This is a genomic window from Gemmiger formicilis (genome assembly GCF_024462815.1).
Taxonomy (GTDB): Bacteria; Bacillota; Clostridia; order Oscillospirales; family Ruminococcaceae; genus Gemmiger.
In genome coordinates this window covers 244385-258943 of the sequence record NZ_JANGCG010000002.1, presented here as the reverse complement: position 1 = coordinate 258943, position 14559 = coordinate 244385, and the positions used below count along the sequence as shown (strand labels likewise).

Here is a 14559-nt window from a genome sequence, read left to right as displayed (position 1 = left end):
ACAAAACACCCGTAGGGGCGCATTCCATATGCGCCCGTGCAAGACTGCCGCTGGCACAGCCCCGCGGGCGGATATAGAATCCGCCCCTACGATTTCCAACATTATATACATTATATTGTAGAGCCACAATTTGTATACATCAAACGGAGGAATCAGCATGCTTACCAACATGGACAAACTGTATGAGAGCGTCGCGGCCAACGGCCCTGTCTGCGTGGGACTGGATACGGAAATCAGCTATCTGCCCACCACCGACACTGCCAAGACGGCAGGGGAGAACGTGGTTGCCTTTAACCGTGCCCTGATTGACGCCACCAAGGGTGTGGCAGGCTGCTACAAGGTGCAGATTGCCTACTATGAGTCTCTGGGTCTGGACGGTATGCGCGCCTACGCCGAGACACTGAAGCTGGCCCGCGCCACCGGCCTGCCGGTCATTGCCGACATCAAACGCGGCGACATTGCCAAGACCGCCGAAATGTACGCCAAGGCGCACTTTACCGGTGATTTCGAGGCGGACATCATCACGCTGGCCCCCTATATGGGCCTTGACTCCATCAGCCCCTATCTGCCGTACTGCCAGGAGCAGGGAAAGGGCGTTTTCGTGCTCTGCCGCACCTCCAACCCCGGTGCCAAGGACTTTGAGTACAAAAAGCTGGACGATGGCCGCCACGTCTATGACCTTGTCGGCGACAGCCTGACCGCCATCGGCAAGGACTATATGGGTGAGCACGGCTATTCCAGCATCGGTCTGGTCATCGGCGGCACCCACACCGAGGAGGCCACCGCCATCCGCGCCGCCTACAAGGACACCTTCTTCCTGATTCCCGGCTACGGCGCGCAGGGCGGCAAGGCGGCAGACATTGCCCAGTACCTGACCAAGGGCAACGGCGGTGTGGTCAACTCCAGCCGCGGCATCCTGCTGGCCTACAAGAAACAGCCCGGCGTTGCCTTTGACGAGGCCGCCTACAATGAGTGCGTGCGTATGCGGGAGGATATTCAGGGTGAATGCAACAAGCTGTAATCTGACGGTGCTGCGGCAGGAAGCTGTCGCGCCCGATATCAGCCGTCTGGTGGTTCAGTGGCAGGATCCCAGCCGGGAGCCCCACGCCGGGCAATTCTATATGCTGCGCGCCTGGGCGGCGGACGCCACGCCGATTCTGTCCCGCCCCATCAGCGTGGACGATTTTGACAACCAGACAGGTGCTCTGACCTTCCTCTATCAGATTAAAGGCGAGGGCACGCAGAAGCTGGCCGCGCTGAAGGCAGGGGACACCCTGACCGTGACCGGCCCCTGCGGCAACGGCTTTGACACCGCTGCGCTGGCTGCCGCCCACAAGCACATTGCCGTGGTCGGCGGCGGCATCGGCACCGCACCGCTGCTGTTGCTCTGCAAGGAGCTCTGCCGCGCCGGTGTGCGGCCCGATTTGTATGTCGGCTTCCGCGATACCTCCTACGGTATGGAGAGCTTTGTGCCGTGGTGCCACAGCATCCATCTGGCCACCGACTCCGGCAGCGAGGGACATCACGGTCTTGTCACCGACCTGTTGGACGTGCGGCAGTATGATATGGTGCTGACCTGCGGCCCGATGGTGATGATGCGCGGCGTGGCCAGGCTCTGCGCCGATGCGGGCGTACCGTGTCTGGCCAGTCTGGAAAAGAAGATGGCCTGCGGTCTGGGCGCCTGCCTTGGCTGCACCTGCCACACCAAAATCGGCCCGGTGACCGTCTGCAAGGATGGCCCGGTATTCAATGCACAGGAGGTGTTTGACTGATGGCAGACCTGCACGTTGATTTTCTCGGCAAGCGGCTGGCCGGGCCGGTTGTGGCCGCCAGCGGCACCTTCGGCTTCGGCCCCGAGTATGCGGGCATTGAGGATTTGCGCCTGCTGGGCGGCATTTCCGGCAAGGGGCTGACACTGAACGGCCAGCCCGGCAACGAGGGCGAGCGCCTGTATGAGACGCCCTCCGGCCTGATGAACTCCATCGGTCTGCAGAACCCCGGTGTGCAGCACTTCATCGACCACGAGCTGCCCGCCATGCGGCAGTGCGGTACCACCGTCTGGGCCAATCTGGGCGGCCACACGATAGAAGAAAACGTCGAGGGTGTGCAGATGCTCTGCGCCGCGGGCGTAGACTTCATCGAGCTGAACATCAGCTGCCCCAACGTCAAGCAGGGCGGCCTTGCGTTCGGCATCCGCGCCGCGGACGCCAGCGAGGTGGTCAGCGCAGTGCGCAAGGTCTGCACCGTGCCCCTGATTGTCAAGCTCAGCCCGCAGGCCGAGAGCATCCCCGAAATGTGCAAGGCCGTGGAGGCCGCTGGTGCAGACGCCATCAGCCTGTGCAACACCTTTCAGGCCTGCGCCATTGATCTGGAAAAGCGCCGCCCGGTGTTCAACAACACCTTTGCGGGGCTGTCCGGCCCGGCGGTGCGCCCCATCGCCCTGCGCATGGTCTGGCAGGCCGTGGGCGCTGTCAGCATCCCCGTGGTGGGGCTGGGCGGCATCCTGACCGGCCGCGATGCACTGGAGTTTATTATGGCCGGTGCCACGGCGGTACAGGTCGGCACCGCGAATTTCCTGGACCCGAAGGCCTGCACCCGCATCACCGCCGAAATTGCACAGTGGATGGACGCACACGGCGTCAAGACGCTGGATGAAATCCGCGGCTGCGCCCGGTAAAAATTTCGCCAGCATATACATTATACTTGCAATTTTATGCAACATATGCTAAGATTAGATGAATAATATACAGGAGGAACAAGCTATGGCACGCGAAGCACTTGAAGTTTTAAAGGAATGTGAAGCATTTTTAGAGGGGCACTTCCTGCTTTCCTCCGGCCGTCACTCCGGCGCATACTGCCAGATGGCCTTTCTGCAGCAGTACCCCGACAAGGCTGCCGAGGTCATGGCCCCGGTTGCCGAGAAGCTGAAGGAGCTGAACATTGATGTTGTGGTCGGCCCCGCTATGGGCGGCATCGTCTACGCCTATGAGCTCGGCCGCCAGATGGGCAAGCGCGCCATCTTCACCGAGCGTGTGGACAACGTTATGACCCTCAAACGCTTCCGCATCAACCCCGGTGAGCGCTGCATCATTGCTGAGGACGTTGTCACCACCGGTGTTTCCAGCCTCGAGACCAAGCGCGTCATCGAGGAGGCCGGCGGCGTCTGCGTGGGCATTGCCTGCGTGGTGGACCGCACCCGCGCCGAGGCTCCGTCCCCGATTCCCATTGTGGCCAGCGCCCTGAAGCTGGATCTGCCCAACTACGCTCCGGAGGAGTGCCCCATCTGCAAGGAGGGCAAGCTGCCGCTGGTACATCTGGGCAGCCGCAAGATGAAAGAAGCTGCAAAGCAGACGCTGTAAGATAAATAATAGAGAATAAATAATAAATAATAAATATGGTGGTTCGCATCGCTGCGCGCTGCTCAAAAAAATTTGTTTTTTCTTATTTATTATTTTTTATTTCTTATTTATACAATAGGAGATAACTATGCAGGCATATCTGATATTGGCAAACGGCCGGGTGTTCCGCGGCGTCAGCGTGGGCTGCCCCGGCACAACCATCGGTGAGGTCGTTTTCGCCACCGGTATGGTCGGCTTTGAGGAAACGCTGACCGACCCCAGCTACTACGGCCAGATTATCACCCAGACCTATCCGCTGATTGGCAACTACGGCATGAACAGCGAGGACGTGGAAAGCGGCAAAATCTGGGCCAAGGGCTACATTGTGCGCGAGGCGTGCAAGAGTCCCTCCAACTTCCGCAGCGAGGAAACGCTGGATTCCTTCCTGAAAAAGCACGGCATCATCGGCATTGAGGGCATCGACACCCGCAGCCTGACCCGTACCCTGCGCGAAAGCGGCGTTATGAACGGTGCCATCACCACCGAGTTCGACCCCAACGCCGAACCCGAGAAGAAGGCTGCCCTGCTGCCGCAGATTGCTGCCTACGCCGTGACCGATGCCGTCAAGACCGTCACCTGCCGCGAGGCCAAAACCTATGAGCCGACCGCAGCAGGGGCGTGGGGTGACACCCCGCTGCACGTGGCCCTGCTGGATTTGGGCTGCAAGAACAACATCGTGCGCTGCCTGCAGAAGCGCGGCTGCCGCGTGACGGTTCTGCCCGGCACCACAACCGCGGCGGAGCTTGCTGCGCTGAACCCGGATGGCCTGATGCTCTCGAACGGCCCCGGCGACCCGGCCGAGAACGTTGAGATCATCGCAAACATCCGCGAGATGCTGAACACCGGCATCCCCACCTTCGGCATCTGCCTGGGCCACCAGCTGACCGCACTGGCCGCGGGTGCCAAGACCTGCAAGCTGAAATACGGCCACCGCGGTGCCAACCAGCCGGTCAGCCACATCAGCAAGAGCCGCACCTTCATCACCAGCCAGAACCACGGCTACGCGGTGGAGGACAAGACCCTGCCCGCCGGGGTGGGCCAGATGAGCTACTTCAACGCCAATGACGGCACCTGCGAGGGTGTGGACTACTTCCAGTGGAACTGCTTTACTGTGCAGTTCCACCCCGAGGCCAACGGCGGCCCCAAGGACACCGAATTCCTGTTTGATCAGTTTGTCAGCCGTATGCTGGCAGCGAAAGGAGTCATCGACAATGCCTAAAGACCCGCGTATCAAAAAAGTCCTGGTCATCGGCTCCGGCCCCATCATCATCGGCCAGGCGGCGGAGTTTGACTACTCCGGCACGCAGGCCTGCCGTGCGCTGAAGTCGGAGGGCGTGGAGACCGTACTGGTCAACTCCAACCCCGCCACCATCATGACCGACCCCGACATTGCCGACCACGTCTATATTGAGCCGCTGACCGCTGAGGTTGTGGAGCGCATCATCGAGAAGGAAAAGCCCGACGCTATCCTGCCCAACCTGGGCGGCCAGATGGGCCTGAACCTCTCGATGGAGCTGGCCCGCAGCGGTTTCCTGGACCGCAGCGGCGTCCGCCTGCTGGCCTGCAAGCCCGACACGATTGACCGTGCCGAGGACCGCCAGCTCTTCAAGGACACGATGGAGAAGCTGCATCAGCCCATCATCCCCTCCAAGGTGGTCGAGGATCTGGACGATGCGCTGGATTTTGCCGAGGTCATCGGCTATCCCGTCATCGTGCGCCCCGCCTTCACGATGGGCGGCACCGGCGGCGGCATCTGCGAGGACCGCGAAAAGCTGCACGAGATTGCCACCAACGGCCTGCGCCTGTCCCCGATTCACCAGATTCTGGTTGAGAAGTGCATTTCCGGCTGGAAGGAAATTGAGTACGAGGTTATGCGCGACTCCAAGGGCAACGTTATCACGGTCTGCAATATGGAGAACCTTGACCCTGTCGGCATCCACACCGGTGACTCCATCGTTGTGGCCCCCAGCCAGACCCTGTCCGACAAGGAATACCAGATGCTGCGCACCGCCGCGCTGGATATCATCACCGAGCTGGGCATTGAGGGCGGCTGCAACTGCCAGTTTGCCCTAAAGCCCGACAGCTTTGAGTACGCCGTCATCGAGGTCAACCCCCGCGTGTCGCGCTCCTCCGCGCTGGCCTCCAAGGCGACCGGCTACCCGATTGCCAAGGTGGCCACCAAGATTGCGCTGGGCTACACGCTGGACGAAATCACCAACGATGTCACCGGCGAGACCTGCGCCTGCTTTGAGCCTGCGCTGGACTATGTCGTTGTCAAATACCCGAAGTGGCCGTTTGACAAGTTCGTCTACGCGGACAAGTCCCTGGGCACCCAGATGATGGCCACCGGCGAGGTTATGGCCATCGGCAACAACTTTGAGCACGCCATGATGAAGGCCGTCTCCTCCACCGAGTTGGGCCTTGACACGATGACCCTGCCCGACTTTGAGAAGCTCTCCACCGAGGAAATTATCGAGCATCTGCACGTGCAGGACTCCGAGCGCGCCTTCTGCGTTTATGAGGCACTCAAGCGCGGTGTGCCGCACCAGACCATCTATGACATCACCAAGATTGACTGGTGGTTTCTTGACAAGCTGCAGCACCTGGCCGACATTGAAATGGGCCTGAAAACCGGCGAGCTGACCACCGAGAAATACCTAAACGCCAAGAAGTTCGGCTTCCTGGACAAGACCATCAAGCGTCTGGCCAACACCGACACCCTGCCCGCTGCCCCGAAGGCCGCCTTCAAGATGGTGGATACTTGCGCTGCGGAATTTGCCGCCAAAACGCCGTATTTCTACTCCACCTACGATGAGGACAACGAGGCCAGGCAGTTTATTGCCGAGCACAGCAGCCCCGACAAGAAGAAGGTGCTGGTCTTTGGCTCCGGCCCCATCCGCATCGGTCAGGGCATTGAGTTTGACTACTGCTCCGTCCACGCTGTCTGGACGCTGAAGCAGCACGGCTGCGAGGCCATTCTGGTCAACAACAACCCCGAGACGGTCTCCACCGACTTCGACACCGGCGACCGCCTGTATTTCGACCCGCTGAACCCCGAGAGTGTTGACCACATCATCGAGACCGAGAAGCCGGACGGCTGCCTTGTGCAGTTCGGCGGCCAGACCGCCATCAAGCTGGCCAAGCATATGGACGAAATCGGCCTGCCGATTCTCGGCACCCCGGCGGACGCCATTGACGAGGCCGAGGACCGCGAGCGCTTTGACGAGCTGCTGGAGCGCTGCGGCATCCCCCGCCCGGAGGGCCGCACCGTCTTTACGCTGGACGAGGCCCTGCAGGCTGCGCAGGAGGTCGGCTACCCGGTTCTGATGCGCCCCTCCTACGTGCTGGGCGGTCAGAATATGATTGTTGCCTACAACTCCGCCGACGTCATTGAGTATATGGGCGTCATCACGAAACACGTCGATATGAGCCACCCGGTGCTGATGGACAAGTACATTCTGGGCACCGAGTGCGAGGTTGACGCCATCTGCGACGGCACCGATTATCTGGTGCCCGGCATTATGCAGCAGGTCGAGCGCACCGGCGTACACTCCGGCGACTCCATCTGCGTCTACCCGCCGTATTCCTTCAGCCAGAAGGTCATTGACACGCTGGTGGATTACACCGGCCGCTTTGCCCGCGAGCTGAAGGTCGTGGGTCTGGTCAATGTGCAGTACGCGGTGCAGAATGACCGCGTCTATGTCATCGAGGTCAACCCGCGTTCCTCCCGTACCGTGCCGTACATCTCCAAGGTCACCGGCGTGCCGATGGTCGATTTGGCCGTGCGCTGCACGCTGGGCGAGAAGCTCAAGGATATGGGCTACGGCACCGGCCTGTGGCGCGGCGGCAAGAGCCCCTACTACGCGGTCAAGGTGCCCGTCTACAGCTTCCTGAAGCTGCACGGCGTGGACACCATGCTGGGCCCCGAGATGAAGTCCACCGGCGAGGTGCTGGGCATTGCCCCCACCTTCCATGAGGCCATGATGAAGGGCCTTGTGGCCGCCGGCTACCAGTTCAAGACGCCCGGCCCCGGCTCCTGCGTGATTATCTCTGTCAAGGACAGCGACAAGGCGGAGGCCGCCGAGCTGGCGTGGAAGCTGCATGACTACGGCTACAAGATTTACGGCACCCCCGGCACGGCCAAGTACCTGAACAGTGAGATGGTGCCCTGCAGCGTGGTGCGCCAGATGAGCGGCGCCCGCCCCAACGTGCTGGATCTGCTGGAAAGCGGCCTGGTGGATTACATCATCTCCACCAGCCCCCACGGTCGCGACCCGCACCGCGACTCCGTCAAGTTCCGCCGCAAGGCCACCGAGCTGTCCATCCCGACCATCACGGCGATGGACACCGCCCGCGTGCTGGTGGACGCGCTGCGCGGCGACCATGATATCAGCCAGATGGAGCTGGTGGACATTGCCAACCTCCACCGCGAGGCCGCACAGGGGAAGTAATTCCTCCGGCGTTTCGCGCCTTCCTTTGACAAGTGAGGCTTGTTCTCCGCATTTTACCGCACCCATTTCCGGGTGCGGTTTTTGTTTTGCAGGCCCGGCACCCGGAAAAGCGATGTCGGAATATTTCCACATAGAGCGCGCATTTTTTGCCATATGCCATTTTTTGCAGCCATATAAGTCAAAATTTTATAGTTTTTGCTGAAAAAGCATCTAATTGAGAAAAAACTCTTGATTCTGCGCACAATTTTCTCTATAATAAACAGCGTAACGATAAAGGGCAATTTGTGTGCCTATAAGGATAGGAGTAAAAAATATCATGACGAGATCTCAGTTGATTACCAAGGTTGCCAATGACACCAATATGACCGCTGCCGAGGTTGAGAAGGTTATGGACGGCATTTTCGGCACCATCGGCGATGTGCTCAAGAGTGGCGACAAGGTCACGATTGCAGGCTTTGGCCGTTTCGAGATGCGTGAGCGCCAGACCAAGAACTTCACCAACCCCAAGACCAAGGTTACCAGCAAGCTGGAGCCGACCGCTATCCCCGGCTTCAAGGCCAGCGGCCGCCTGAAGGACAAGGTCTCCGGCTGATTTCGTCAGTATAGCTCGCTTTGCAGAACCCGCGTGTTGCGCGGGTTCTTTTTGTTTTGTCCCACCGGCAGGGAAGGGGAGAGAGACAAAAACCGGAGCCCCGCGTAGATGCGGTGCTCCGGTTTTGCAGCCTTACAGATGAATATGCCGCGGCACGCCATTGATGTAGATGGGCGTCAGCTCGGCCTGAATCAGCGGGCGGGCGTAGCGCTCAAACTTCTCGTTCACGTGCATACCGTCCTCGGTAATCCAGTCGGCGGGGACCTTCTTCTCAAAGTTCGCCACCTTGGCCACGTCCACCATCTCGGTCTCGATGCGGTAGGGCTGGTCGCTCAAGCGCTTGATGGCTGCCATCTTGGCGGTCTCGCCGCGCACAGCGGCTTCCACCGCAGCGCCGCCCACCTGATAGGCCTCGGTCACATCGGTGCGGCTGGCAAGGTGGCTTGCGCAGCGCTGCAGGGTCGAGAACTCAATGGCGCGGGTCTTGCAGCCCAGACGCACCCGGATGAGGTCCGCCAGATAGCGGCTTGTGCCACTCAGAATGGCCTTGTGGCCGAAGGCGTCCAGCTGCCCGGCCGTGGAGACCAGGTCGCACAGGAACACGCCGTCCTTGTTCTTTACGCCTTCGCTGACCGAGATAATGACATTGTGGCGCTCCTTCTCCAGCTGCGCCACCCGCTTGAGGAACGCCTCCTCGTCAAAGGGGCACTCGGGCAGCAGAATCAGGTCGGGGCCGTTGCAGTCAGGCCCTGCGGCCAGACTGGCCGCGGCGGCCAGCCAGCCGGTGTGGCGGCCCATAATCTCGGCCACCGTCACGCTGCGCAGGTCATACACGCTGGAATCGCAGATGACCTCCTTCAGAATCGTGGCAATATACTTGGCCGCACTGCCGTAGCCGGGGGTGTGGTCGGTCAGCATCAGGTCATTGTCAATGGTCTTGGGCACGCCGATAAAGCGGATTGCGCTGCCCTGCGCGTTGCCGTAGGCGCTCAGCTTGGAGATGGTGTCCATCGAGTCATTGCCGCCGATGTAGAACACCGCGCCGATGTCATACTTGGCAAACAGCTCAAACAGCTTCACAAAAGGCTTTTCGTCCACCGTCGGGTCGGGCAGCTTGTGGCGGCAGCTGCCCAGAAAGCTGGACGGCGTGCGCTTGAGGAGCTCAATGTCCATCTTATCGCCCAGCACCGTGTCAAGGTCGACGAGCTTGCCCTCCAGCACGCCCTCAATGCCGTACTGCATACCGTAGACATGGGGTGCGCCGCAGGCCTTGGCCGTCTCATAGACGCCCGCCAGACTGGAGTTGATAACCGCAGTCGGCCCGCCCGACTGACCTACCAGAACGTTCTTCATAAGTATACCTCTCGTATAATTTTAGTCTCTGCTTTTACAAAACATATTTTTCGATAGCCGCAGCCACACCATCATGATTGTTGTCATCGGTGATTACATCGGCAATTTCCCGGATTTCGTTGGTGGCGTTGCCCATGGCAACACCCAGCCCCGCAGCCTCCAGCATGGCGCGGTCATTGCCGGAATCGCCCACCGCCATCGTCTGGTCACGCGCAAGTCCCAGATAGTCCGCCAGCGCCAGCAGGCCGCTGCCCTTCGTCACGCCGGGGGCGTTGATTTCCATATTGCGGGGCAGGCTGGAGGTCAGCTCCATACCGGGGTAGGTGCGCTCCACCTCCCGCCATGCCGCGTCTCGCTCGGCCTCCGTGTGGTAAATCATGCTGTACTTTTCAATTTCGTGGGCGTGGGCGCGCAGGGTGGCGTGCATATCCTCCACCTCAATGCGGGTAGTGCGGAAATACTCTTTCAGATTCTCCGGCACAACGTCCATATGGTTTTCGGCGTTGGCGCGGGTGGTATAGCTTTTGCCGCCGATGAAAATGCTCATCATACCGCCGCCGCGCTCCAGAATATCGTAGATTTTCAGCGCATCCTCCGTCGCAAAGGGCTGGTTCACCAGCTGCTCCCCGGTATGCAGATTCACCACGCTGGCTCCGTTGGAGGTCAGCGCGTACTGTACGCCGGGGATGGAGGTGAACGCCGCCGGAACACCGCTGGCAGTGCGCCCCGTAGCGGGCAGCACCACCACCCCCTGTGCACAGGCTGCGCGCAGGGCCGCCAGCGTGCGGGGGGTGATTTCTTTTTTGTCATTGAACACTGTACCGTCCAGATCCAGCGCCACAAGCCGGATATTCTGCATATCGTCACGCTCCTATCTGGTTTATTGTACCGCAAAACAGTTCTGATTGCAAGACGCGCCCGGGTGTGTTAGAATAATTGCAGCAAAACTTTGAACAAAGGGGACGGTACAATGCCTGTACTGCATACAAAAACCGGCCGTATGTGGCTGCCGGATGCCCTGCGCGGGCTGGCGCTGCTGAATATGCTGGCCTACCACACGATGTATGACTGGGTGTATGTGTTCGGCCACGAGAGCAGCTGGTACAACATCTGGGCTCCGGGCTGCCACGTGTGGCAGCAGTACATCTGTTGGAGCTTCATCCTGCTGTCGGGGTTCAGCTTTCCGCTGGCCCGCAAACCGGTCGAAAACGGTCTGCTGGTGGCCGGGTGCGCGGCGCTGCTGACCTTTGTAACCGCCGTGTTTATGCCGTCGGAGAGCATCTGGTTCGGCGTGCTGCACTTGAACGCCGCCGCCGTGCTGCTGACCTGCCTTGTTTATCCGCTGCTGCAGCGCGTGCCCGCAGGCGTAGGCCTGGCGGCGTCTGCGGCGCTGTTTGCGCTGACGAATCAGCTGCCCTATGGATATCTGGGTTTTGAGAATTGGCGTCTCTGTGCCCTGCCTGCGGGGCTGTACCGGGCCAACTGGTTCTGGCTCGGCTTCCCGGATTTAACGCGGTTTACCTCGGCGGATTACTTCCCGGTGCTGCCGTGGTTGTTCCTGTTCTGGTGCGGGGTGTTTCTGGCAAGAATCTGGCACCCCGGCCGGGGAGAAGCCCCCGCAGCGCTGCGGCCTCTGTGCGCGGTCGGGCGCAACACGCTGCTTGTGTATATGCTGCACCAGCCTGTGATTTACGGCGCACTGTGGGCCGGGCACGCCCTGCTGGGCTGATGGACACCCCGCGCCGTACTGCCCCTCCTGCGCAGTCTGCCAAAAATGAACATTTTAAAAATTTTCATTTTAGCGAAAATTGTTGTTGACAGATTGGGGGCTTATATAGTATAATCTTGTTTACTGGTTAATAGTATTTGACCGGCAAACTCCTGTCTCAGGTCAAGGGAGGGAAGAAGATGTCGGAGATCCGTGTCAAAGAGGGCGAGTCCCTCGAGAGCGCTCTGCGCCGTTTTAAGCGCAGCACTGCTCGCAGCGGCGTGTTAGCTGAGGTCCGCAAGCGCGAGGCTTATGAGAAGCCTTCCGTGAAGCGCAAGAAGAAGTCCGAGGCTGCCCGCAAGCGCAAGTTTAAGTAAGGTATCTTACAACGAACGACTGTGCAGGTTCGCGTTATGCGCGGGCCTGCACTTTTATTTTAACCGGGCACTGCCCCGCAAAAAGGGTCACACCTATGATTTTAACCCCAGAATACATCTTTAAAAGCATCGAGTGCATCCACCCGGATTTCCTCGCCGCACACGGCATTAAGGCACTGATACTGGACGTGGACAACACCCTGACCGCCGATAACAGTCAGGTGCTGGAGCCCTCTGTGCAACGCTGGTTGGACGAAATGCGTGCGGCGGGCATCAGCCTGACCATCGTGTCCAACAACACCGCCAAGCGCGTGCGTCCCTTTGCCGAGCGCATTGGCCTTGCGTGGGTGCCGCTGGCCTGCAAACCGTTCACAGTCGGCCTGCGGGTGGCCCGCCGCCGTCTGGGCTGCAAAAAGAGCGAGATGGCGATGGTCGGTGACCAGATTTTCGCCGACCGTATGGCTGCCGGGCTGTACGGCTGCCCCTGCCTGTATGTAATGCCCCGCACCAGCCATGACCGCAACAAATTTGTGCTGCTGAAGCGCCGGTATGAGCCGTACTGGATTGACAAATACTATCAGAAGGGCGGTAAGCTGTATGAGTGATGCACCGCGTTTCGGCACAGCCGGGCTGGCCGACAGCTACACAGTCAAAAAGTTCGACCCCACTGCCATCGCCGCCTACACGGCGGGCTTCGGCCTGACAGCGTTTGAGTACCAATGCGGGCGCGGCGTGCGGCTGGCGCATGACAAGGCTGCCGCTTTGGGCGTTGCCTGTGCGGCGCAGGGGATAGCACTCTCAGTTCACGCGCCCTACTACATCAGTATGTCCAGTCTGGAGGAGGACAAGCGGCTGCACAGCATCGACTATCTGCTGCAGAGCTGCGCCCTCGTCAAGGCGCTTGGCGGGCGGCGCGTCATCTTCCACTCCGGCTCCTGCGGCAAGCAGAGCAGGGAGGAGGCGTTGGAAAAGGCTCTGGATACGATGGAGCGCGCCGTCAAGGCCTGTGACGAGGCTGGTTACGGCGACTGCATCCTCTGCCCGGAGACGATGGGCAAGGTCAACCAGCTCGGCACGCTGGACGAGGTACTGGCCCTCTGCGCGGTAGACAAGCGCATTACCCCCTGCATTGATTTCGGGCACCTGTACGCCCGCAGTCAGGGCGTGCAGTTTGCCGGGGCCACCGCCGCCGCGGACTACGCCGCCCTGCTGGACACCCTTGCCGAGCGCCTCGGCGATGACCGGGCCGTACACTTCCACGCGCATTTTTCCCGCATCGCCTACACCAAGGGCGGCGAGAAATGCCACCTGACCTTTGCTGACACCGAATTTGGCCCGCCCCATCAGCCCCTTTTGCAGCTGCTGAAGGCACGCAAGCTGGCCCCCACCATCATCTGTGAGTCCGCCGGAACCCAGGCGGAGGACGCTTCTGCCCTGGCACAAGGGTATGCTGCGCTGTAAAAGTGCAAAATTTGTCAAATTTCCCGCAAAAAAATCCGAACAGGGCTTGAAAAATTGCTTCTCATCCTGTAAAATATAAACAGGTATGTATAATTTATTTATGGAGGAATTTCTATATGATTTCTGCAGGCGAATTCCGTAACGGCGTCACCTTCGAGCAGGACGGCCAGGTCCTTCAGGTCGTTGAGTTCCAGCACGTCAAGCCCGGCAAGGGCGCTGCTTTCGTGCGCACCAAGACCAAGAACGTCATCACCGGTTCTGTCGTTGAGACCAGCTACAACCCCACCGCCAAGTTCCCGCAGGCTTTCATCGAGCGCAAGGAGGTTACCTACTCCTACGAAGATGGCGACCTGTACCACTTCATGGATGTTGAGACCTATGACGACATCCCTGTCGGCGCCAACGATGTGCCCGATAACTTCAAGTTCTGCAAGGAGAACGATACTTGCAAGCTGCTGAGCTACAAGGGCAAGGTTTTCAGCGTCGAGATCCCCAACTTTGTTGAGCTGGAAGTCACCGCTACCGAGCCGGGTGTCAAGGGCAACACCGCCACCAACACCCTGAAGCCCGCCACCGTCGAGACCGGTGCCGAGATCCGCGTCCCCCTGTTCATCAACGAGGGCGACAAGATCCGCATCGATACCCGCACCGGCGAGTATATGGAGCGCGTGAACTGATTTTGGTTCTCTTTGCCGGGCATGGCCGTACCGCCGCGCCCGGCATTTTTGATAATAGGGAGGATTTTGACTATGGCTATGGATCTGAACGCAAAGGCCGCCTACATTCGCGGCCTGATGACCGGTATGGAATTTGACGCAGACTCCAAAAACGGCAAGGTCATTGCCGCCATGATGGATCTGCTGGAGGAGATGGCCGCCACCGTCACCGAGCATGACGATGCCCTTGATCAGGTGTATGACGAGCTGGAAACGCTCGATCAGGATCTGGACGATGTCGTCAGCGACATCTACGGCGATGACGAAGATGATGATGACGAGGATGAGGAGGATCACGGCACCCTGTATGAGGTGACCTGCCCCAACTGCGGTGAGATTTCCACGCTGGACGAGGAAACCCTGATGGATCCTGAGGGCGATCTGGTCTGCCCCCACTGCGGCGCCACCTTTGATGTGGAGCTGGAGGGCACCGAGGAGGATTCCGCCGAGGAAACCGACAAGCAGGACCAGTAATTTCCCCTCACACAGAAACAGCACCCGCC

Annotated in this window: 15 protein-coding genes; 13 read left to right on the top strand and 2 right to left on the bottom strand. The window is 59.8% G+C overall.

Annotated elements, in window-relative coordinates; genetic code table 11:
• Nucleotides 1-157 precede the first annotated feature (157 nt).
• The 7 genes from pyrF (at nt 158) to NE623_RS03725 (ending at nt 8441) form a co-directional block, all read left to right on the top strand.
• A complete protein-coding gene (gene pyrF / locus NE623_RS03755; protein WP_256271602.1) occupies nt 158-1021 on the top strand; it encodes an orotidine-5'-phosphate decarboxylase in 864 nt (287 codons plus the stop codon).
• Nucleotides 1002-1772 carry a dihydroorotate dehydrogenase electron transfer subunit gene (locus NE623_RS03750; RefSeq protein WP_256271603.1) on the top strand — a complete coding sequence of 257 codons (771 nt, stop codon included), beginning with the start codon at nt 1002-1004 and terminating at the stop codon, nt 1770-1772. The genes pyrF and NE623_RS03750 overlap by 20 nt, the downstream gene beginning before the upstream one ends.
• Nucleotides 1772-2677: a dihydroorotate dehydrogenase gene (locus NE623_RS03745; protein WP_256271604.1), complete on the top strand. Its 906-nt coding sequence runs from the start codon at nt 1772-1774 to the stop codon at nt 2675-2677. The genes NE623_RS03750 and NE623_RS03745 overlap by 1 nt, the downstream gene beginning before the upstream one ends.
• Nucleotides 2678-2762: 85 nt before the next feature.
• Nucleotides 2763-3359 (top strand): orotate phosphoribosyltransferase, encoded by a 597-nt coding sequence (gene pyrE / locus NE623_RS03740; protein WP_256271605.1) that lies wholly within the window; start codon nt 2763-2765, stop codon nt 3357-3359.
• A 127-nt stretch (nt 3360-3486) separates the two neighbouring features.
• Nucleotides 3487-4617: a glutamine-hydrolyzing carbamoyl-phosphate synthase small subunit gene (gene carA, locus NE623_RS03735; protein ID WP_256271606.1), complete on the top strand. Its 1131-nt coding sequence runs from the start codon at nt 3487-3489 to the stop codon at nt 4615-4617.
• On the top strand, nt 4610-7849 hold the full coding sequence (gene carB / locus NE623_RS03730) for a carbamoyl-phosphate synthase large subunit (RefSeq protein WP_256271607.1): 3240 nt from the start codon (nt 4610-4612) through the stop codon (nt 7847-7849). The genes carA and carB overlap by 8 nt, the downstream gene beginning before the upstream one ends.
• A 286-nt stretch (nt 7850-8135) precedes the next feature.
• The gene (locus NE623_RS03725) at nt 8136-8441 is read left to right on the top strand and encodes an HU family DNA-binding protein (RefSeq protein ID WP_308632213.1); all 306 of its coding nucleotides are present in this window, start codon (nt 8136-8138) and stop codon (nt 8439-8441) included.
• A gap of 132 nt (nt 8442-8573) precedes the next feature.
• On the opposite strand, the gene NE623_RS03720 is transcribed toward NE623_RS03725, so the two are convergent.
• Nucleotides 8574-9794, bottom strand: coding sequence for a 6-phosphofructokinase (locus NE623_RS03720; protein WP_256271608.1), 1221 nt, complete (start codon nt 9792-9794; stop codon nt 8574-8576).
• A 34-nt stretch (nt 9795-9828) separates the two neighbouring features.
• On the bottom strand, nt 9829-10653 hold the full coding sequence (locus NE623_RS03715) for a Cof-type HAD-IIB family hydrolase (RefSeq protein WP_256271609.1): 825 nt from the start codon (nt 10651-10653) through the stop codon (nt 9829-9831).
• 111 nt (nt 10654-10764) lie between these two features.
• Between NE623_RS03715 and NE623_RS03710 the strand changes: the two genes are divergently transcribed.
• The 6 genes from NE623_RS03710 to NE623_RS03685 all read left to right on the top strand — a co-directional run bounded on the left by NE623_RS03710 (nt 10765) and on the right by NE623_RS03685 (nt 14530).
• Nucleotides 10765-11523, top strand: a complete 759-nt coding sequence (locus tag NE623_RS03710; protein ID WP_256271610.1) for a heparan-alpha-glucosaminide N-acetyltransferase — start codon at nt 10765-10767, stop codon at nt 11521-11523.
• Nucleotides 11524-11702: 179 nt separating this feature from the next.
• On the top strand, nt 11703-11879 hold the full coding sequence (gene rpsU, locus NE623_RS03705; protein WP_005928271.1) for a 30S ribosomal protein S21: 177 nt from the start codon (nt 11703-11705) through the stop codon (nt 11877-11879).
• A 95-nt stretch (nt 11880-11974) separates the two neighbouring features.
• A complete protein-coding gene (locus tag NE623_RS03700; protein WP_256271611.1) occupies nt 11975-12484 on the top strand; it encodes a YqeG family HAD IIIA-type phosphatase in 510 nt (169 codons plus the stop codon).
• Nucleotides 12477-13340, top strand: coding sequence for a TIM barrel protein (locus NE623_RS03695; protein WP_256271612.1), 864 nt, complete (start codon nt 12477-12479; stop codon nt 13338-13340). Before NE623_RS03700 ends, NE623_RS03695 begins: the two co-directional genes overlap by 8 nt.
• A gap of 116 nt (nt 13341-13456) precedes the next feature.
• A complete protein-coding gene (gene efp / locus NE623_RS03690) occupies nt 13457-14017 on the top strand; it encodes an elongation factor P (protein ID WP_256271613.1) in 561 nt (186 codons plus the stop codon).
• Between the two features lie 72 nt (nt 14018-14089).
• Nucleotides 14090-14530, top strand: coding sequence for a CD1247 N-terminal domain-containing protein (locus NE623_RS03685; RefSeq protein ID WP_256271614.1), 441 nt, complete (start codon nt 14090-14092; stop codon nt 14528-14530).
• The last annotated feature ends 29 nt before the right edge of the window (nt 14531-14559 follow it).

What these genes read in the sequence shown, in the direction of transcription:
- NE623_RS03700 (WP_256271611.1), top strand. Translation starts at nt 11,975, where the DNA reads ATGATTTTAACCCCAGAATACATCTTTAAAAGCATCGAGTGCATCCAC.
- pyrF (WP_256271602.1), top strand. Translation starts at nt 158, where the DNA reads ATGCTTACCAACATGGACAAACTGTATGAGAGCGTCGCGGCCAACGGC.
- efp (WP_256271613.1), top strand. Translation starts at nt 13,457, where the DNA reads ATGATTTCTGCAGGCGAATTCCGTAACGGCGTCACCTTCGAGCAGGAC.
- NE623_RS03720 (WP_256271608.1), bottom strand. Translation starts at nt 9,794, where the DNA reads ATGAAGAACGTTCTGGTAGGTCAGTCGGGCGGGCCGACTGCGGTTATC.
- carB (WP_256271607.1), top strand. Translation starts at nt 4,610, where the DNA reads ATGCCTAAAGACCCGCGTATCAAAAAAGTCCTGGTCATCGGCTCCGGC.
- carA (WP_256271606.1), top strand. Translation starts at nt 3,487, where the DNA reads ATGCAGGCATATCTGATATTGGCAAACGGCCGGGTGTTCCGCGGCGTC.
- rpsU (WP_005928271.1), top strand. Translation starts at nt 11,703, where the DNA reads ATGTCGGAGATCCGTGTCAAAGAGGGCGAGTCCCTCGAGAGCGCTCTG.
- NE623_RS03695 (WP_256271612.1), top strand. Translation starts at nt 12,477, where the DNA reads ATGAGTGATGCACCGCGTTTCGGCACAGCCGGGCTGGCCGACAGCTAC.
- NE623_RS03745 (WP_256271604.1), top strand. Translation starts at nt 1,772, where the DNA reads ATGGCAGACCTGCACGTTGATTTTCTCGGCAAGCGGCTGGCCGGGCCG.
- pyrE (WP_256271605.1), top strand. Translation starts at nt 2,763, where the DNA reads ATGGCACGCGAAGCACTTGAAGTTTTAAAGGAATGTGAAGCATTTTTA.
- NE623_RS03715 (WP_256271609.1), bottom strand. Translation starts at nt 10,653, where the DNA reads ATGCAGAATATCCGGCTTGTGGCGCTGGATCTGGACGGTACAGTGTTC.
- NE623_RS03685 (WP_256271614.1), top strand. Translation starts at nt 14,090, where the DNA reads ATGGCTATGGATCTGAACGCAAAGGCCGCCTACATTCGCGGCCTGATG.
- NE623_RS03710 (WP_256271610.1), top strand. Translation starts at nt 10,765, where the DNA reads ATGCCTGTACTGCATACAAAAACCGGCCGTATGTGGCTGCCGGATGCC.